This window comes from Streptomyces sp. NPDC004134 (assembly GCF_042874195.1).
Classification (GTDB): domain Bacteria; phylum Actinomycetota; class Actinomycetes; order Streptomycetales; family Streptomycetaceae; genus Streptomyces.
Window position 1 is genome coordinate 29955 of record NZ_JBIAMS010000007.1, and the last position, 17767, is coordinate 47721.

The following is a 17767-nucleotide window of genomic DNA, read 5'->3' on the forward strand; positions in this document are numbered from 1 at the left end:
ACCCCCTCGGACAAGGCTCCGGCGCCCTGCCGGGACCGGGCGGGCCGGTGGCGCCTACGCTGGAGGTATGACGGATGCGCGCAGGGGGCAGGTGGCGGGGCTGCCGGACTTCGGCCGCTGCGCCGTCATGGGCGTCGTCAACGTCACCCCCGACTCCTTCTCCGACGGCGGCCTCTGGTTCGACTCCGCGGCCGCGATCAAGCACGGCATCGACCTCGTCGCCACCGGCGCGGACATCGTCGACGTCGGCGGCGAGTCCACCCGCCCCGGCGCGCCCCGGGTGGACGAGGACGAGGAGCTTCGCCGCGTTCTCCCCGTCGTACGGGGCCTCGCGGCCGAGGGCGTACTCGTCTCCGTCGACACCATGCGCGCCACCGTCGCCGAACAGGCCGTCGCCGCAGGCGCCCGCCTCGTCAACGACGTCAGCGGCGGCCAGGCAGACCCCGCGATGGTCCCGGCGGTCGCCGCGACCGGCGTGCCGTTCGTGGTCATGCACTGGCGCGGGCAGTCCATCGACATGAACAACCGCGCGGTCTACGAGGACACCGTCACCGAGGTCACCGACGAACTCCGCCGCAGCCTCGACCGGGCCGTGGCGGGCGGGATCGACCTCGACCGGATCATCGCCGACCCGGGCCTGGGCTTCGCGAAGGCGGCGCCGCACGACCTGGTGCTGCTGAACAGCCTCGCCCGCCTCCGCGCGGAACTGGGCCGTCCGCTGCTGGTCGCGGCGTCGCGCAAGCGGTTCCTCGGGCGGGTCCTGGCCGGTCCCGACGGGGCGCCGCCGCCGGCCCGGGAACGGGACGCCGCCACTGCGGCGGTGTCGGCGATAGTGGCGCGCGAGGGCGCGTGGGCGGTACGGGTCCACGAGGTCCGGCCGACGGCGGACGCGGTACGGGTCGCGTCGGCGCTGGAGGGGGCGTAGAGGGCGTACGGCCCACCGGTCCGTCGCACAAGACCCGGGTCGCGTTCACACCCCGTTCGAGTCGCCGTCACCCCCCATACCGCTGTCCCGTCGACCCTCCCCGTAGACGCGGCCACACCCCACGGCAGGGCCGCGAGCAGCCCCGGTCGTTCGGCGTGTCAGCAGGCGCAGGTACATTCGATCGAGGGTCCGGGGGCAGGGCCGGGCATCAGACCACCACCGCATCGACCTCCGCGAGCCCACCGGCACCGCACATCGACCGAAACGAGCAGCCGAAGACACAAGCGCACAAACAACCGACGCAAGGCGCAAGAAGGAACGTTCAAAGGCACCACCCCACAGCGGCGCCACGACGCAGAAGGCGAGGCGAGAGCGAGCCATGACCCAAGCCGACCGAGTCGCGCTGCACGGCCTCAGGGCCCGCGGCCACCACGGCGTCTTCGCGCACGAGCGCGCCGAAGGCCAGCCGTTCGTCGTCGACCTCGTCCTCCACCTCGACACCCGCCCCGCAGCCGCCGGCGACGACCTCGCGCGGACCGTGCACTACGGCATCGTGGCGGAGGAGACCGTCGCCCTCGTCGAGGGCGAGCCGGTGGACCTGATCGAGACGCTCGCCGAGCGGATCGCCGCGCAGTGCCTGACCCACGCGCCCGTACAGCAGGTGGAGGTGACGGTGCACAAGCCGGACGCGCCGATCACCGTTCCGTTCGACGACGTGACCATCACCATCACCCGAAGCAGAGGTTGACCATTGAATCGCAGCGACCCGACCGTGCAGCCTGTGCCGCGTTCCGTGGTCGAGCAGGTCGACGCGGCCGACTCGACCCTGCAGAACCCGAAGCGCGCCGTGCTCTCCATCGGCAGCAACCTCGGCAACCGGCTGGAGACCCTCCAGGGCTCCGTCGACGCCCTTGAGGACACCCCCGGCCTCCGCGTCAAAGCCGTCTCGCCGGTCTACGAGACCGACCCCTGGGGCGTCGAGCCGGGCAGCCAGCCGACGTTCTTCAACGCCGTCCTGATCGTACGGACCACCCTCCCGCCCGCGTCGCTCATGGAGCGGGCGCACGCCGTGGAGGAGGCGTTCGCGCGCGTACGGGACGAGCAGTGGGGTCCGCGGACGCTGGACGTCGACATCGTGGCGTACCAGGGCGTCCTCTCCGACGACCCCGCGCTCACCCTCCCGCACCCCCGCGCGCACGAGCGCGCCTTCGTCCTCGTCCCGTGGCACGACGTGGACCCCGCGGCCGAGCTGCCGGGGCGCGGGCCGGTGGCGGAGTTGCTGGCGCAGGTCGGCCGGCAGGGCGTGCGCCCGCGTACGGACCTCGAACTGCGGCTCCCGGACTGACGGCATCCTGCCGGCCCTACGGGGCTACGATTTCCGGGAGTTCTGGGAGGAGCGCGTTCGGTGAGGCAACTGCACGTCGGGATGTTGGCCGGCATCTTCGTGGTGGCGGGGGTGCTGTCCTGGGCGGGATCCCGGCTGTGGAACTCGGTGGGGACGCTGCCGAGCGTCCCCGTCGCCGCCCCGGTGGTGCTCGCCCTGATCGCCACCATCCTGACGGCGACCGCGCTGTCCATCCGCTCTCGCCTCGCCGCCCAGCGCGAGCGCGTAGCGCACGCGAAGGGCGTCGACCCGCTGATGGCCGCGCGCGCGGTGGTGCTGGGCCAGGCGAGCGCGCTGGTCTCGGCGCTGGTGGCGGGGGGGTACGGAGGACTGGGGCTGTTCCTGATCCTGGACGGGCTGGACTACGGCACGCGCCGCTCCCAGGTGGTGTACGCGGCGCTGTCGGTGGTCGCGGCGGCGCTCGTGGTCGGGGCGGCGCTCTTCCTGGAACGGGTCCTGAAGCTGCCGGACGACGAGGACGAGGACGACCGTACCCCGCCGCGCCGCTAGCCGCGGGTTCCGTACGACGGGGACCGCACCCGCCGCGGCCCTAGGGCACGTTCCGTACGGCCGCTAGGCTCGGCTGCATGACTGCCGCGCCCACCGGAGACGCCGCGCCCGCCGCAACCACCGCCCCGCTGACGGTCGGCGTCGGGGGCGCGGCCGAGCAGACCGACATGGTGCTCAACATCGGCCCGCAGCACCCCTCGACCCACGGCGTGCTGCGGCTGCGCATGGTCCTGGACGGCGAGCGCATCGTCTCCGCGGAGCCGGTCATCGGCTACATGCACCGCGGCGCGGAGAAGCTCTTCGAAGCCCGCGACTACCGCCAGATCATCGTGCTCGCCAACCGCCACGACTGGCTGTCGGCCTTCTCCAACGAACTCGGCGTGGTCCTCGCCGTCGAGCGCATGCTCGGCATGGAGGTGCCGGAGCGGGCGGTGTGGCTGCGTACGCTGCTCGCCGAGCTGAACCGGGTGCTCAACCATCTGATGTTCCTCGGCTCGTACCCCCTCGAACTGGGCGGTATCACCCCGATCTTCTACGCCTTCCGCGAACGCGAGGATCTGCAGGCCGTCATGGAGGAGGTCTCCGGCGGGCGGATGCACTACATGTTCAACCGCGTCGGCGGCCTCAAGGAGGAACTGCCCGCCGGCTGGACGGACCGGGCGCGCGCGGCCCTGCGCACGACGCGCGCGCGGATGGACGTCTTCGACCGCCTCGTCCTCGGCAACGAGATCTTCCGCGGCCGCACGCGCGGCGTGGGCGTACTGCCGCCGCGGACCGTGCACGCGTACGGCGTGAGCGGGCCGATAGGGCGCGGCTCGGGGGTGGACTTCGACCTGCGGCGCGACGAGCCGTATCTGGCGTACGGGGAACTGGGCGGCACGCTGCGCGTCGTGACCCGCGAGGAGGGCGACTGCCTGGCCCGCTTCGAGGTGCTGCTGGCGCAGACGCACAACTCCCTCGACCTGGCAGACGCCTGCCTGGACCGGCTGGCGGAGCTGCCGCCGGGGCCGGTGAACCAGCGGCTGCCGAAGGTGCTGAAGGCGCCGGAGGGGGAGACGTACGCCTGGACGGAGAACCCGCTGGGGCTCAACGGCTACTACCTGGTGTCGAAGGGCGAGAAGACGCCGTACCGGCTGAAGCTGCGCTCCGCGTCGTACAACAACATCCAGGTGCTGACAGAACTGCTGCCGGGGACGCTGGTGGCGGACATGGTGGCGATCCTGGGGTCGATGTTCTTCGTGGTGGGGGACATCGACAAGTGAGGAGGAACGGGGGCGAATCCCCGTTCAGCTCGCCTGCTCCAGGTCGATGACGCGGCCGACGGGCCCGTGGGGGTCGTCGTCGGGGGCGTCGGCCTCGGCGGACGCCGGAACGCCGCCGGAGCCGCCCTCCGCCCCTGCCTTGCCTCCGGCCTCTGTTTCCGCCTCGGCCTCGGCGAGAACTTCCGGCCCGACGACATCGGCGAGGTCCGTGCCCGCGTCACCGGGCTCGCCGGGCCCGGAGCGGTGGCCGCCGCCGTCCCGGCGGCCGGACGGCGGGGGAGGCAGCTCCCGGGACTGAGCCCGCTGCGGCTGCCTGGAGAAGTAGCTGAAGCCGGCGGCATCGCCGGAGGGCGCCTGCGCGTGGGTCTGCCCGTGGCCCTGACGGGCGGCGTTGCCCGCGAGGTTGTCGAGGGCGTGGGAGGCGCGCAGGTACGAACTGAGCGAGGGCGGCGGCAACTGCGACTGCGAACGGGCGGGCGGCAACTGCTTGACGGGCGTCGCCGCCTCGATGGCCAACTGCCGCCGCCCTTCGAGCGCGGCGGCGCGCTCGGACTCGGCGTTGGCGTACCGCGCGAGCAGCGCTGCGTGATCCGTACGCAACCGGGCGAGGTCGCCGTGCCGCGACCCGAGCCGCTTCTCCAGCTCCCCGCGTACGCGCCGCGCCTCTTCCAGGTCGCTCTTCAACTCGGCGAGCTTCTCCTCATGCTCCCGCTCGGCCCGTGCCCGCGCCCCGGTCGCCTCGGTGACCTGGAGCGCCGTCATCCGATCCCGCAACCGCATGAGCGCCGAGGCCCCCACCGCGGCCCCGGCCGCCCCCGCGGCCAGCCACCGCACGGCGGACCCGTCCCCGGAAACCAGCCAGGCCCCGGCCGCGCAACCCAGCGCGACCGCGGCGAACGACACGGGCGGCAGGAGCCCGCGCATCGGCGAGGAGAAGCGGTGGCGTCCACGTGGCATAGGCCGCAACTTACCGTGGAGATGTCCCAAATGGAGCAGCCCCCAACCAATCGTTTCCCGCCGGTTACGTCCCAGCCACCCCACCGTCCCGCCCCGTCCGGCCCCGGAGCGGACCCCGCCCGGCGATCAACACACCCCGCCCGCGAGGGCCGCCAATGGAATTCCACGATTGCCGAGAAGGTGGCCAGTGTCGGAACAGGGTAATGCTTCGATGGAGCCACTTCGCAATAAGCACCTCAGAAGCCGCTGTCGACGTTGCATGTCCCCAAGCCGTACCGAGTGTCCTCCAACGACGGGGCGTCGTCACTCGTGGAGATCGGCCGGTGCCTGGGCCTTCCGCCGTGGAGTGTGCAGCACGGAGATCGGACGGCAGCAAGAGGGCCGTGAGACGTCACCACCCCAACTCCGGTCCGATAGGACTGCGCCTGGGCACGTCGAGCGGTGCAACGGTGCACGACCGGCAGGGAGATTCAGTCATCATCCGTTTGACCGATCGCGTGCTCGATCCGTGACTGCGTGAGGGCTGCCGTGAAGCCAGTGGCTAATGGAATTCCATCATTGCCGGAAGAGGCAAGATGTGACGCAAAGTCGACGGTGGTGCAACTGGATCAACCTTGGATAGCGTCAGGTCCCACAGAGATCCCCGATCCCCCCCGGAGCCGATGTGAAACGCCGCCCCCACCCCGCCGCCGCAGCGACCGTTGCTGCCCTGGCCTTGCTCCTCGCTGCCTGCGGCGGCAGCGAGGATGATTCGAACGAGGACGAGAAGATCACCGGCGCCAACTCGGCCAAGCCGTCCCCGTCGCCGAGTGAAACGGGAGCGGCGAGACCGGAGATCAAGCTGCCGGACGACGCGAAGAACGTCTTCGAGGACTGGGGGAGCAGCGACCCCGAGAAGGACGCCGTCCTGCAGGACAGCGCACAGATGATCGACTCCATCGACGACGCCATCTTCCGGGGCACCGCGGAGACGAAAGCGTTGGATTTCTACTTGGTTGGGGCTGCCCGCCAGAACGCGACTGATTACATCAAGGGTTACCTGGACGAGGGCCACGCCTGGGCTGGAACGACACGTTTCACCGTCAGAGAAGTGAGTCAACGTGACGATGGCGCAACCGTGGTCATCTACTGCTCGGATGAGAGCGACTCCTACATCACCGATGCCAAGACTGGCAAGCCCATCAAGAATTCTTCTGGTGGGTCCAGCGCCAACGTCCTCTATAACACCCGCTACGAAATGAACAAACTCGGTGTCTGGCAGATGACCGATGGGGTCTCTGAACGAGGTGCCAAACAGTGCGAGTCGTGAAGTGCTTACCAGCACTCTTAGGGGCGCTGGCGATGACCGCCGTCTTGGGCGTGATGCCAGCCCAAGCTCAGGGCGGCGGAAGGGGGAATGGGGGAAATTTCCTCGCGCCTCCGGCGGAGAAGGGCGCTTCAAATGACGGAAAGATCTCCGCGCAGGCGGGAGTGAAGGTCTCTTACTCCTCCAGCGAGGGAAATGCTGGTGATGGCGGCGGGGCGCTGACCCCTGTCGGAGACTGGTCTCCGCCGGCATGTTGGTATGCGCCGAAGTGGACCGCGGAAGAGGCAGCGCAAACCCGCTTCGACGGGATGGTCGACTTGAGCCCCCAGCATGACCCGGACACCGCGAAGGCGATGAAGGACAAGTACATCGACGGCAAACATGGTCCCTTCAACGTCGAGAAGAATGACAAAGGCTACTGGTGGGGTGTGTATAAGGACCCGAACCAGTCGGACAGCCCTGATGCGCTCGACTGCGCTGTGACGCCCTTCTGGGTTGACAGAGGGGATGAGCCGCCCGCCGAGATCGAGAACACCATCAACCCCGAGATTCTCGCTCAGCTCGCCTACGAGCAGATCCGCATCCCTGAGGCTACGCCGACGCTGCAGCCCGATGGGTCCAGGCAAGTGGTGAATCTCCCCACCTGGGTGTCCCTGGGCGACACTTCTTTCCGGCCAGTGTCTGTCACCGCGTCCGTCGATGTGCTCGGTATCTCGGCCACCACCACCGCCACACCCGGCAGTCTGCACATCGACCCCGGCACCGAAGATGCCCTCACCTTCCCCGAGTCCGGTGAATGCCCCCTCAACGATGACGGCAGCGTCGGCCAGAAACGGCTGGCCGGAGCCGAGGTTTCACCGCCGTGCGGCGTGCAGTACCTCCGGTCCTCCGAGGCCACAGGGCCGTACGCGTTCCAAGGCACAGTCACGTGGGACGTGAGCTGGACCGGCACCAACAACCCCAACCCCACGCAACTGCCCTCCGGCACCTTCGGTAGCACCCAAGACGTGACCGTCAAGGAGATCCAGTCAGTCGTCCGCTGACCGAACGCGTGTAAAACGTCGCGAATTCCTGACACCGAGCGGATGTACTTCGGTACCAGCGCAGAACGTACAGCGGATCCGCTGCCAACGGGACATGCGAGTGCAGCGGCCGGAATGCTGCTGGCTTGAAGTCGACCCTGCCGTGAAATTTCATCGTTGCCTCAATTGGCAATATTTGACGGAGATTTGGGGTGGTGCGACGACTTCGCTGTTCGCTAGCGTCACAACGTACGGGCCGCTTCCCGCTGGAATCGGCAGAGCGGTCCCGCCCCCGCGCCGCGCGCACCACATCGCCGCGTGTCCGGTCAAGCCTGCGAAATTTCCTCCCGCGGCCGGTTACACCGTCGACCCATCGGAAGGACCTGATGGCAGACTTAAAGATCAAGGGCGACGTTCTTGACGGGCTCTTTCACACGTTCACGACCATGGCCAAACGCCTGGACTACGCCGCCCGCTCGATGAAGGGCAGCGACACCGACATCGTCGGTGCCTGGATGCTCGTGCGTGAGTTGCAGGACTTCGCCGAGTCGTGGGAGTACGGGATCGGGCAGCTCGGGGAGCACGCCGACGGGGCCGCCAAGATGCTGACGAAGATCGCCAGAGACTTCGACGGGCTGGAAAAGGAACTGGAAGCCGCTCTCCAGCCCAAGGGACGCTGACGTGGCCGACAAGGACTACCCCACCCTCGGCTTCGACCCGGCGCCCGGTGACGCGCACAGCACCAAGTACCTGGCCCGCGCCATCGGCCGGCTCGCCGGCGAGTTGGGCACCACCGCCAAGGAGCTGGACCGCCTCGACCAGGGGGTGTGGAAGGGCAAGGCCGCGAACGCCTTCTCCGACCACGTAGCCGACAAGGTCACCCCCGACATCAAGCGGGCGCATTCCTCCTTCGAGAAGGCGGCGACTGCGCTGCGGCGCTGGTCCGAGAAGATGGACGGGTTCCAGGACGAGGCCCGCGCGCTGGAGCGCGAAGCGCGGCGGAAGCAGGAGGCCGTCGGGGACGCGCAGCGGCTCCTGGACGCCGGAAAGGCGGCGCCGTTCCCCGGTGCGTCGGCTGACGAGAAGGCGTCCGACGCGCAGAAGAAGCCGCAGGACAAGCGCGAGAAGGCCGCCGAGGAGGCCGGTGACGCACTGGACGACGTGCGGCGCCGGGCCGAGGAACTGAAGGACCGCTACTTCACCGAGGCGTGGTCGATCTCCCGCGAACTGGACGGCGCCGGGGACATAGCCCCGGACGAGCCGGGGCTGTTCGACCGGATAGCCAGCGGCGTGTCGGACGTCCTGGGCGACGCCCTCGACTGGGTCCAGGACCACGCGGACCTCATCAAGGCCATTGGCGACGTCCTCAGCTACGTCACCGCCGCGCTGACCGTGCTCGCCATCGCCACCGCGCCCTTCCCGCCGATCGGTGCGGCCTTCGCGTCGGCCGCGCTGGTCTACGCCGGGCTGACGCTGCTGACGCACGGGGTGGCCAAGGCGGCAGGCGCGGACGTCAGTTGGGCGACGCTGGGGCTCGACGCCCTCGGAGTGCTACCGGGGGTGGGACTCTTCAGTAAAGGGATCAAGATTGTGGGCCGGGGGGTGGCGGAAGCCCGGGTTGCTCAACTGGGTGGGCGCTTCACGATGCGACAGGTCGAGAGCGTGCGCAACATTGTTGCTGTCGGAGATCTCGCCGGTACGGTTCGCGGTGGCCTCAGCTTCACCATTTCGGGCAAGGGCGTCGCGTTGTGGGGGAAGAACCATGACGTTTTCATGGTGGCGGACGATTTCAGCAGGATGAACACCAGGATCGCCGCGATCAGCGAGCCCGCCCGCGTTGGTCGACTGGTAGGCAGCAGGGGAGTCGACCTCATCACTGGAGGACGGGTGGCAATCGACCCGTTGTCCGTGGGCGGGCGGCTGCTTGACACGGGCACCAAGGTGGCCCCGGCGCTGGCAGGACCGATAATCGAGCAGTTGCCCGGCGATCCGGTAGGTAACCTCGGGGATCGTTTGCAGGACGCGTTCGGATAGCGAAAGGGAGAGTGCATGGCCTGGTATCCCCGAGCGGGCGAGACGTTCTTGTACCGGGGGTCGATCGATTTCGCGACTGGAATGGCGGCGCCGGTCTCCGGCATGCGGTTCTTCCGCGACACGGAGCGCCGGGACATCCAGCACGAATTACCCGGCTGGCCGGAGGGGCCACGCTACGCCGTACGCGGCCGGGGCGGCACGGGCACGCGCAGGGCGGGCCGGGGGGCGTTCGTCGGACTCCAGCTCGTGTCGGGTTTCATCCTGAGTGCGGTGACACTGGGAACTTTCGGACCCAGCCTGCGCGGGCGACCCGAGGACCCCGACAACGAGGTTGAGGACTTCCCCGTCCTGTGGGCGGCGCCGGGTGCGGCTGCCCGCAAGCTGCCGTGGCAACTCGACCCCAAGCGGCGTGCGAAGGGATACGTCACCCACGCCATCGTGACCGACCGACGACTGGTCTTCGTCGGCTTCCCGGACGAGGACACCTCCCAGGACAAGGTGCTCGGCGAGTTCGATCGGGTTCGTGTCGCGCGCGTGGAGCGGCAGAAGTTCAGCAGCGACCAGCGCGACATCCGCGTCGATTTCGACGACGGCTCGTGGTGTCGACTCCATTCCGACAACGAGAACTCGGTGGAGGAATTCGTCCGTCACCTGGAGGCACCGCCGCAACTGGTCCCCGAGGAACAGCTCACTCCCGGACAGCTCGCCACCATCGCTGATTGCGTGGCTTCCCACGCACGTGTCAACGAGCGGGACGCCACCGACTACGACGGCTGGATCGTCACGCTCCGGCCGAGTGGGAACTTCTTCTTCCAGGCGTGGTCGGACAGAGCCGTTGCCTGGGCCGGTGCCGTCGGGCCAAGCGTGATCATGGATCGAGACGGCAATCGGGTTTACGACCCGGGCGACTTCGCCTCCGCCGACCGCCGGGGGCCTGCTTCATGAGTACATCTGCCCACCCCGCCGCGCCCCTGCGGGACGGTACTCCGCCGATGTGGTTCACAGTTCCGGACGGCCTCCACGCCCTGCCGATCGCCGCCACCGCCGAGGAACGCACCGCCCTGGCAGACGCCTTCGTGCGCGAGTTGTACCCCAACGGCGACGACGCGCTGTGGGCTGCCTCCGCGCCCTACTACGGTGTCGTGGGGCAGTTCATGAGCGGCACCGGGCTTTCGTTTTCGGCGATGGGATTCTTCGCCCGGGACGACGGTGGGGTGGTGCACTGCACGTTCACCGTGGCGAGCGTCGCATCCGGGCATGCCTCGGTGGAGGCCGCGGCCAACGGGATTCGGGAAGTGCTCGTCCGGGACCCGGCGAACGATGCGCGATGGGTGGATCTGCCGTGCGGGCCTGGGGTTTCCTGCACCACGCTGCGGGAGTTCACCGTGCCCGCAGAGCTGACCGCCGACGGGACGGAGACCAAGCTCCACACCGGCCAGATCCAGGTGCACGTCCCGTTTCCCACCGGCCCCTACGTCGCCTTGTTCACGCTCGACACCGCGGCTCTGGACCACTGGGGTGAGTTCTGTGAGATGACGGCCGCCATCATGCGGACCGTCAGTTTCACCGAACCTCCGGAGTAGCAGGCAGTTCCCTGCCCCGTCGGCCCGACGGGGCAGGGTTGCCGCTTCGCACCGGTCAGGAGCCGAGGAGGTTCTTGGCTTCCAGGTACTCCTTCGCCGCGTCGGCCGGCTTCATCCGCTCCGCGTCCACCTTGCGGTTCAGCTCGATCAGGTCCTCCGTCGTGAGTACCTTCGTGAGCTTGTCCAGCGTCGCGGCGATCTCCTTCGTGCCCGCCTCCTTGGCGTTGACGACCGGGAGGATGTTGTCCGCGTTCTGCAGGCCCTTGTCGTCCTCCAGGAGCACCAGGTCGAAGTCGTCCAGGGTCGCGTCCGTGGTGGTCGTCAGGACGAGCTGGTTGGTGCCGTCCTGGACCGACTGCTTGGCCGCCGGGGTGCCGACGCCCAGGGGGTCGATCTTGGTGATGTCGATGTCGTACGTGTTCTCCAGGCCCGGCTCGCAGAACGGCCGCTCCGGGCACTCGTCGCCCGCCGCGAGGCGGATGCCGTCGCCGGTCTTGCCGAGGTCGCTGAGGGTCTTGAGGTCGTTCTCCGCGGCGAAGTCCTTGGAGACGGCGAAGGCGTTCTGGTCGACGGCGTCGCCGGCGTCGAGCACCTTGAGGCCGCGGGGCTCGGCGAGCTCGCGCAGGGCGGTCACCGTCTCGCCGGCGTCGTTCGACGCGACGGGGTTCTTCTCCGGGGCCTCTACGCCGTTCTCCTTCGCGTTCAGGAACTCGGCGAGGGTCGCGGCGTACTCCGGGAAGACGTCGATGCTGCCCTTCTCGAGCTCCGGCTCGTAGAGCTCGCGGTTCTCCAGCTTCTTTATCGAGACGTCGTAGCCGGCGTCCTTCAGCATCGCCGAGTACAGCTCGGCGGTCACCGTCGAGACCGTGAACCCGGCCTGGCCCACCACCAGGGATGACTTGTCGTCGTCCGTGGAGTCCGTGCCGCCCTTTTCCTCCAGGCTGTCGCCGCCGCAGGCCGCGAGGCCCGCCGTGAGGGCGGCGGCGGCCAGCACCGAGGCGGCGGCGCGGGCGCGAACGCGGTTGGTGATCAAGGGATTCTCCATCCGTTGGGTGTCGATATTCGTGGCATCGCTAGGCGAAAGGGGTGTTGGATTACGTGTGATTCGGTTGGTTCATTCCGGAGGAGAATGCCGGCGTTATCCGCACGCCGGCGTCACGTGACACGGCGCTGCGCTGCGCACGACGTGACGCCGAACCTTACAGCGAGGCCGGCGCGGGCTTCTGTTTCCCCGGCGGTACGTCCGCCCCTTCCGTTCCCGGCGCTGCCAGGTCGTCCCCCGGCGTCCGCCGCCCGCGCCCGCGGCGGCCGTCGTGGCGGCCGCGCATCGGGTCGAGCAGCCGCCCGGCGAGGGCGAGCACGACCTCCAGCACCAGGGCCAGCGCCGCCACCAGGAAGGCACCGGCGACGACCATCGGGGTGTTGTACGTCCGGAAGCCCGCGGTGATGATCCGGCCGAGGCCGCCGCCGCCCGCGATGGCCGCCAGCGTGGCGGTCGCGACGACCTGCACCGTCGCCGACCGCAGGCCGGTCATCACCAGCGGATAGCCCAGCGGCAGCTCGACCCGGCCCAGCAACTGGGGCCCGGACATGCCCATGCCCCGTGCCGCTTCCACCACGTCCCGGTCGGCCTCGCGGATGCCCACGTACGCGTTCGTCAGCAGCGGCGGCACCGCGAAGAGCACCAGGGCGATGACCGTCGGCCAGTCACCGTGCATCCGCAGCGGCGTGAGCATGAGCAGGCCGAGCACCGCGAGCGTGGGCACGGCACGGCCGACGTTCGAGATGTTGATCGCGAGGGTGCCGCCCTTGCCGATGTGGCCCAGCCAGAACGCGATCGGCAGCGCGATGGCGCAGGCGATGGCCAGCGACATGCCCGTCAGGTACAGATGCTCGCCCAGCCGCACGCCGATGCCGGTCGGACCCGACCAGTTCGACCCCGTGGTCAGCCACGTCCAGGCGTCCGCGATGGTGCCCATCAGGCCGTCTCCTTCTGCCGCCCGGCGGTCCTCAGGCGGAACCTGCCGCCACCGCCAACGCTTCGCCGCTGCGCCCGCGTCCACGGCGTCAGCAGCCGCTGCAGGCCCAGGATCAGCAGGTCCGCCAGCACGGCGAGCAGCACGCACAGCACCGACGCCGTCAGCACCTGCGCCTTGAACAGGGTGCGCATACCGTCGACGATCAGGTTGCCCAGACCGCCGTAGCCGATGATGCCGCCGACCGTCGTCATCGCGATCGTCGACACCGTCGCCATCCGCAGGCCGGCCATGACGGCGGGCAGCGCGAGCGGCAGCTCGACGGCGAACAGCAGGCGCGTCTGCCCGTACCCCATCCCGCGGGCCGCCTCCCGCGTCTCCGCCGGCACGGAATCGAGGCCGGCCAGCAGATTGCGGATGAGGATCGTCAGCGAATAGAGCACGAGGCCGGTGACGACCACGGACGCCGAGATGCCCATGATCGGGACCAGCAGGGAGAACATCGCGAGCGACGGGATCGTGTAGAGCACCGTCGTCAGGCCGAGCACGGGGCCCGTGAGCACCCGCCAGCGGCGGGCGATCAGGGCCAGCGGGAAGGAAACCAGCAGGCCGATGCCCACTGACGCCAGTGTGATCCAGACGTGCTGGACCGTGGCGTCGACGAGCTCGTCGCTGCGGCTGCGGACGTATTCACCGCAGATCCACTCGTTCGCTGCCAGGCAGCCGGAGGCTTTCACGCCACCGCTCCTTCCCGTAGGCAGCTCTATTAGACCCCCCGCCACTGACACCGGAAGCGGGAGGGCGGGGCAGAATGAGGAAACATGATCCGATTCGAGCACGTGACCAAGCGGTACCCCGATGGGATTACCGCGGTGGACGACTTGTCGTTCGACGTCGCCGAGGGCGAGCTGGTGACGCTTGTCGGCCCCTCAGGCTGCGGCAAAACCACCACCCTGAAGATGGTCAACCGGCTCATCGAGCCCACGAGCGGCCGTATCGAGGTCGACGGGCGGGACGTCACGGCCACCGACCCGGTCGAGCTGCGCCGCCACATCGGCTACTGCATCCAGAACGTCGGCCTTTTCCCGCACAAGAACGTCCTCGACAACACGGCCACCGTGCCGCATTTGCTGGGCACGCCGCGCGACAAGCGGCTGAAGCGGGCGGCCGAGCTGCTGGAGCTGGTCGGCCTCGACCCGCACGAGCACGGCCGCCGCTATCCCGACCAGCTCTCCGGCGGCCAGCGCCAGCGTGTCGGCGTGGCGCGGGCGCTGGCCGCGGACCCGCCGGTGCTGCTGATGGACGAGCCGTTCGGCGCGGTGGACCCGGTGGTGCGCGAGCACCTGCAGAACGAGTTCCTCAAGCTGCAGGCGCGGATGCGGAAGACCGTGCTTTTCGTCACACACGACATCGAGGAGGCGGTACGGCTCGGCGACCGCATCGCGGTCTTCGGGAACGGGAAGATCGAGCAGCTCGACTCGCCGGCGGCGGTCCTGGGCGCGCCCGCGACCCCGTACGTGGCCGACTTCGTCGGCGCCGACCGGGGCCTGAAGCGGCTGTCGGTGACCGAGATAGAACGCGGCGACCTGGAGCAGCCGCCGGTGGTCCGGCTCGACGACGACGCGCGCACTGCTGCCGCGGCGCTACGGGACGGGGGCGCGCGCTGGGCGGTCGTGCTGGACGGCGACGGCGAACTGCACGGGTGGGTCGCGGCCGACGAGATCGCCAAGGGCGGCGCCGTGTCCGACTACGCGCGGCGGATGGACGCCTGGCTGCCGCTGGGGGCGAGCCTGAAGAAGGCGTTCGCGACGATGCTGCAGTACGACGCCGGGTGGATCGCGGTGGTGGACGACGTGGAGACGGGGCGCTTCGCGGGCGTCCTGACGCCGGCGAGCCTGCACGAGGCGCTGCGGCGGTCCATCGATGCGGACGCGCGCGCGGTCGCGCGGGCGGAGGTGGAGCTGGACTCGCTGCCGCAGCTCTGATGCGGGACCGCGACCGTGGGGGTGCCGGGGCGGAAGCACGCGTACGGGCATCGCGGGGCTCGCGGTGCGTACCGTACGGGCGTGGGGCCGCGGAGCGGCGTCAGGCGGCCCGTATCGGCCCCGCGCGTCAGGCGGCCCGTATCGGCCCCGCGGTGTCAGGGGAGGACCGGGGCGATGCCCACGTGGTGGGCCAGCCACGTGAAGCCCCCGAGACCCGCGGAGTCGAGCAGTTCGGCCGCCTGCCCCGCGGTGACGAGCCGCCGCAGGTAGCCCGCCGGGTCGGTCGACGCCAGGGCCAGCGACGGCCGGCTCCCGTCGAGCCCGAGCCCCCGGAGCGCCTCCCGCTGTGACATCAGCAACGTCGGTCTGCCCGGCTCCCGCGCCGCGGGGGACTGCGTGTCCTGGGGCGAGCCACCGTCCGTCCCTCCCGGTCGCGGGGTATCCGGTACGCCGGACGCGACTCCGTCGTCCGCCGGCCCCGTGCCGCTCTCCCGGGTCAGGTCGGCGGCCACCGCGTCCAGCGCCACGTGCGCCGTGACGTCGCAGCTCCCGTCCGGGACCGGCGTCACCTCCTGGCCGTCGCGGAACGCCGTCAGCGTGCCGTACGGGGGGCGGGTGGCCCGCGTGTGGGCGTAGTCCGCGGTCAGCGCCAAGCCGGCGGCCAGCGTCGTGACCGCCGCCGACCACGCCGCGTCGCGCGGGGCGCCGATCTCCGCGCGGCTGCCGGGCGGCGCACCCGCCAGCGGCCACCAGCGGTGCAGCCACGCCGCGTCCGCGCCGCCGACCTCCGGGCCCAGCCGCTCCGTGCCGTCCGCCGCGACCTCCACGTACCGCGGCACACCCCTCTCGTCCGTCTCCGCGACCTCCACGGGCACGTTGTCCAGCCACTCGTTGGCGAACAGCAGCCCCCGCGCACCCTCCGGCGGCTGCGCCAGCCATGTGATCCGCGCGTCCAGCCCCTCCGGCCGCGGTCCGACCTCCACCGCGTACGCCCGCAGCCGCCCCGGTCCCTCGTACTCCGACAGCACCCCCGTCAGCAGCTCCCCGCGCCCCGCGCCGATGTCCACCACGTCCAGCTCCGCCGGCCGCCCCAGCGCGACCGCCACCCGCCGCACCAGCTCCGCCACCGCCGCCGCGAACAGCGGCGAGGCGTGCACCGAGGTGCGGAAGTGCGCCGCCGCTCCGGTGCCGGGCCCGCCCCGGCGGTAGAAGCCCTCCGGCCCGTACAGCGCCAGCCGCATCGCCTCCCGCCAGCGCAGCCGGCCATCCGCGACCGAGTGCCCGCCCGAGCCCGCCCCGGAGCCACCGCCGGAAGCCGCCTCCGAGCCCGCGGCGAAGCCCGCCACAGCCCGCCTGCCCGGCTCCGCGCCCGCGTCCTGCCCGCCCGTCCCACCGTTCTCCACAAGCGCATCCTCCACCCTGCGGAGTAGATGCATCAGCCAGGGATCGCCCCGCGGACTGACTCCCGCTTACGCGCGCGTGCCTACGCTGGGTGACGTGCAACGTGTCTACGATTTCCTCCGCCGTCATCCGACGCTGGTCGACAGCTTCTGGGCTGTCTGCCTCGTCCTGATGACCGGTGCCTGGCTGATCGCCGTGGACACGACCAATCACGACGACAACCCGCACGCCCCCCTCAGCGACGTCGCGAAGACGATCGCGCTGGTCATCGGCATCGGCTACGCCGCCGTCGTCGCCCTGCGCCGCCGCTATCCCGAGCGCATGCTGCTCGTCGCCGGTGCGCTCGGCGTCGTGCAGGTCGTGGTGGATTCGAGTCCCGGCCCGGCGAACTTCGCCATGCTCGTCGTCATCTTCACCGTCGCCGCCGGCGACGTGCCCTGGGCGTCGCGGCTGGCGCTCATCGGCGCCGCCGTCGCGCCCGTGGTCAACCAACTGCGGTGGCCGGCCGCCAGTGAGAACGTCTTCGAGCAGGCCGTCGGCCTCGCCTTCCTGACCGTCCCGTTCCTGCTCGCCTGGGTGCTCGGCGACTCGCTGCGCACCCGCCGCGCCTACTACGCGCAGCTCGAGGAACGGGCCGCCCGCCTGGAGCGGGAGCGGGAGACGCAGTCGCGGATCGCGGTCGCGGCCGAGCGTGCACGGATAGCCCGCGAACTGCACGACGTGGTGGCGCACAACGTCTCCGTCATGGTCGTGCAGGCCGACGGCGCCGCGTACGTGCTGGACAGCGCGCCGCAGCAGGCCAAGGAGGCGCTCACGACGATCTCCGGCACCGGCCGGCAGGCGCTGGCGGAGATGCGCCGGCTGCTCGGCGTGCTGCGGACCGGCGACCCGGGCGCGGGCGGCGAGTACGTGCCGCAGCCCGGTGTGGAGCAACTGGCGGAGCTGGTCGAGCAGGTGCGCGGCGCGGGGCTCACGGTCTCGTTCGAGGTGGCCGGCTCGCCGCGGGAGCTGCCGAGCAGCATCGAGCTCGCGGCGTACCGCATCGTGCAGGAGGCGCTGACCAACACCCGCAAGCACGGCGGCCCCGAGGCGGGCGCCGCGGTGCGGCTGACGTACGCCGACGGCGAACTGCAGGTGCTGATCGAGGACGACGGCCGCGGCTCGCTTCCCGAGCTGTACGAGGAGGGCGGCGCCGACGGCCAGGGGCACGGGCTGATCGGCATGCGCGAGCGCGTGGGGATGACCGGCGGCGAGCTGGACGCGGGGCCGCGGCCCGGCGGCGGCTTCCGGGTACGTGCGGTGCTGCCGCTGAAGACGGCCGCCTGACCGGCCGCGCGACGGACTGCCCGGCGGGCGGCTTACCGTCGGACGCGGACAGAGGCGGGAAACCGGGGCGGCCGACGCCGCCCCGATGAGAGAGAA

The 17767-nt window shown here is 70.5% G+C and carries 18 protein-coding genes; 13 read left to right on the plus strand and 5 right to left on the minus strand.

Annotation, left to right across the window (positions count from 1 at the left end; genetic code table 11):
• The first annotated feature begins 67 nt into the window (after positions 1-67).
• From folP to ACFYVJ_RS11920, 5 genes are all read left to right on the plus strand, one after another.
• Positions 68-925 carry a dihydropteroate synthase gene (gene folP, locus ACFYVJ_RS11900; RefSeq protein ID WP_388889423.1) on the plus strand — a complete coding sequence of 286 codons (858 nt, stop codon included), beginning with the start codon at positions 68-70 and terminating at the stop codon, positions 923-925.
• A 379-nt stretch (positions 926-1304) separates the two neighbouring features.
• A complete protein-coding gene (gene folB / locus ACFYVJ_RS11905; protein ID WP_388889425.1) occupies positions 1305-1673 on the plus strand; it encodes a dihydroneopterin aldolase in 369 nt (122 codons plus the stop codon).
• A gap of 3 nt (positions 1674-1676) precedes the next feature.
• On the plus strand, positions 1677-2270 hold the full coding sequence (folK, locus tag ACFYVJ_RS11910) for a 2-amino-4-hydroxy-6-hydroxymethyldihydropteridine diphosphokinase (RefSeq protein WP_101422975.1): 594 nt from the start codon (positions 1677-1679) through the stop codon (positions 2268-2270).
• 81 nt (positions 2271-2351) lie between these two features.
• Positions 2352-2819, plus strand: coding sequence for a DUF3180 domain-containing protein (locus ACFYVJ_RS11915; protein WP_388889901.1), 468 nt, complete (start codon positions 2352-2354; stop codon positions 2817-2819).
• Positions 2820-2896: 77 nt separating this feature from the next.
• Positions 2897-4081 carry an NADH-quinone oxidoreductase subunit D gene (locus tag ACFYVJ_RS11920; protein ID WP_388889429.1) on the plus strand — a complete coding sequence of 395 codons (1185 nt, stop codon included), beginning with the start codon at positions 2897-2899 and terminating at the stop codon, positions 4079-4081.
• Positions 4082-4105: 24 nt separating this feature from the next.
• Here the strand turns inward: ACFYVJ_RS11920 and ACFYVJ_RS11925 are convergent, their stop codons facing one another.
• Entirely contained in the window at positions 4106-5038 is a 933-nt protein-coding gene (locus ACFYVJ_RS11925; protein ID WP_388889431.1) for a coiled-coil domain-containing protein, read from the minus strand.
• A gap of 664 nt (positions 5039-5702) precedes the next feature.
• Between ACFYVJ_RS11925 and ACFYVJ_RS11930 the strand changes: the two genes are divergently transcribed.
• The 6 genes from ACFYVJ_RS11930 (at position 5703) to ACFYVJ_RS11955 (ending at position 10983) form a co-directional block, all read left to right on the plus strand.
• Positions 5703-6347 (plus strand): hypothetical protein, encoded by a 645-nt coding sequence (locus ACFYVJ_RS11930; protein WP_388889434.1) that lies wholly within the window; start codon positions 5703-5705, stop codon positions 6345-6347.
• Between the two features lie 32 nt (positions 6348-6379).
• Positions 6380-7387: a hypothetical protein gene (locus ACFYVJ_RS11935; protein WP_388889436.1), complete on the plus strand. Its 1008-nt coding sequence runs from the start codon at positions 6380-6382 to the stop codon at positions 7385-7387.
• 425 nt (positions 7388-7812) lie between these two features.
• On the plus strand, positions 7813-8046 hold the full coding sequence (locus tag ACFYVJ_RS11940; protein ID WP_388889439.1) for a hypothetical protein: 234 nt from the start codon (positions 7813-7815) through the stop codon (positions 8044-8046).
• Between the two features lies 1 nt (position 8047).
• Positions 8048-9400 (plus strand): putative T7SS-secreted protein, encoded by a 1353-nt coding sequence (locus ACFYVJ_RS11945; protein WP_388889441.1) that lies wholly within the window; start codon positions 8048-8050, stop codon positions 9398-9400.
• A gap of 15 nt (positions 9401-9415) precedes the next feature.
• Positions 9416-10345, plus strand: a complete 930-nt coding sequence (locus tag ACFYVJ_RS11950) for a hypothetical protein (RefSeq protein WP_388889444.1) — start codon at positions 9416-9418, stop codon at positions 10343-10345.
• A 47-nt stretch (positions 10346-10392) separates the two neighbouring features.
• Positions 10393-10983, plus strand: coding sequence for a hypothetical protein (locus ACFYVJ_RS11955; RefSeq protein ID WP_388889447.1), 591 nt, complete (start codon positions 10393-10395; stop codon positions 10981-10983).
• A 55-nt stretch (positions 10984-11038) separates the two neighbouring features.
• Here the strand turns inward: ACFYVJ_RS11955 and ACFYVJ_RS11960 are convergent, their stop codons facing one another.
• From ACFYVJ_RS11960 to ACFYVJ_RS11970, 3 genes are all read right to left on the minus strand, one after another.
• Positions 11039-12028: an ABC transporter substrate-binding protein gene (locus ACFYVJ_RS11960; RefSeq protein WP_388889449.1), complete on the minus strand. Its 990-nt coding sequence runs from the start codon at positions 12026-12028 to the stop codon at positions 11039-11041.
• 154 nt (positions 12029-12182) lie between these two features.
• Positions 12183-12962, minus strand: coding sequence for an ABC transporter permease (locus ACFYVJ_RS11965; RefSeq protein ID WP_388889452.1), 780 nt, complete (start codon positions 12960-12962; stop codon positions 12183-12185).
• The gene (locus tag ACFYVJ_RS11970; RefSeq protein WP_388889455.1) at positions 12962-13696 is read right to left on the minus strand and encodes an ABC transporter permease; all 735 of its coding nucleotides are present in this window, start codon (positions 13694-13696) and stop codon (positions 12962-12964) included. The genes ACFYVJ_RS11965 and ACFYVJ_RS11970 overlap by 1 nt, the downstream gene beginning before the upstream one ends.
• 84 nt (positions 13697-13780) lie before the next feature.
• Here ACFYVJ_RS11970 and ACFYVJ_RS11975 point away from each other — a divergent pair, with 84 nt between their 5' ends.
• Complete coding sequence (locus tag ACFYVJ_RS11975; RefSeq protein WP_388889458.1) at positions 13781-14944, plus strand: ABC transporter ATP-binding protein; 1164 nt, start codon at positions 13781-13783, stop codon at positions 14942-14944.
• 155 nt (positions 14945-15099) lie between these two features.
• On the opposite strand, the gene ACFYVJ_RS11980 is transcribed toward ACFYVJ_RS11975, so the two are convergent.
• The gene (locus ACFYVJ_RS11980; protein ID WP_388889904.1) at positions 15100-16185 is read right to left on the minus strand and encodes an SAM-dependent methyltransferase; all 1086 of its coding nucleotides are present in this window, start codon (positions 16183-16185) and stop codon (positions 15100-15102) included.
• A gap of 256 nt (positions 16186-16441) precedes the next feature.
• Between ACFYVJ_RS11980 and ACFYVJ_RS11985 the strand changes: the two genes are divergently transcribed.
• On the plus strand, positions 16442-17671 hold the full coding sequence (locus tag ACFYVJ_RS11985) for a sensor histidine kinase (protein WP_388889461.1): 1230 nt from the start codon (positions 16442-16444) through the stop codon (positions 17669-17671).
• Positions 17672-17767: the final 96 nt, after the last annotated feature.

Excerpts from the sequence above, each read along its gene's own strand:
- ACFYVJ_RS11980 (WP_388889904.1), bottom strand. The coding sequence starts at position 16,185 with ATGCGGCTGGCGCTGTACGGGCCGGAGGGCTTCTACCGCCGGGGCGGG.
- folP (WP_388889423.1), top strand. The coding sequence starts at position 68 with ATGACGGATGCGCGCAGGGGGCAGGTGGCGGGGCTGCCGGACTTCGGC.
- folB (WP_388889425.1), top strand. The coding sequence starts at position 1,305 with ATGACCCAAGCCGACCGAGTCGCGCTGCACGGCCTCAGGGCCCGCGGC.
- ACFYVJ_RS11925 (WP_388889431.1), bottom strand. The coding sequence starts at position 5,038 with ATGCCACGTGGACGCCACCGCTTCTCCTCGCCGATGCGCGGGCTCCTG.
- ACFYVJ_RS11935 (WP_388889436.1), top strand. The coding sequence starts at position 6,380 with ATGACCGCCGTCTTGGGCGTGATGCCAGCCCAAGCTCAGGGCGGCGGA.
- ACFYVJ_RS11915 (WP_388889901.1), top strand. The coding sequence starts at position 2,352 with ATGTTGGCCGGCATCTTCGTGGTGGCGGGGGTGCTGTCCTGGGCGGGA.
- ACFYVJ_RS11940 (WP_388889439.1), top strand. The coding sequence starts at position 7,813 with ATGGCCAAACGCCTGGACTACGCCGCCCGCTCGATGAAGGGCAGCGAC.
- ACFYVJ_RS11965 (WP_388889452.1), bottom strand. The coding sequence starts at position 12,962 with ATGGGCACCATCGCGGACGCCTGGACGTGGCTGACCACGGGGTCGAAC.
- ACFYVJ_RS11975 (WP_388889458.1), top strand. The coding sequence starts at position 13,781 with ATGATCCGATTCGAGCACGTGACCAAGCGGTACCCCGATGGGATTACC.
- ACFYVJ_RS11960 (WP_388889449.1), bottom strand. The coding sequence starts at position 12,028 with ATGGAGAATCCCTTGATCACCAACCGCGTTCGCGCCCGCGCCGCCGCC.
- ACFYVJ_RS11920 (WP_388889429.1), top strand. The coding sequence starts at position 2,897 with ATGACTGCCGCGCCCACCGGAGACGCCGCGCCCGCCGCAACCACCGCC.
- ACFYVJ_RS11950 (WP_388889444.1), top strand. The coding sequence starts at position 9,416 with ATGGCCTGGTATCCCCGAGCGGGCGAGACGTTCTTGTACCGGGGGTCG.
- ACFYVJ_RS11955 (WP_388889447.1), top strand. The coding sequence starts at position 10,393 with ATGTGGTTCACAGTTCCGGACGGCCTCCACGCCCTGCCGATCGCCGCC.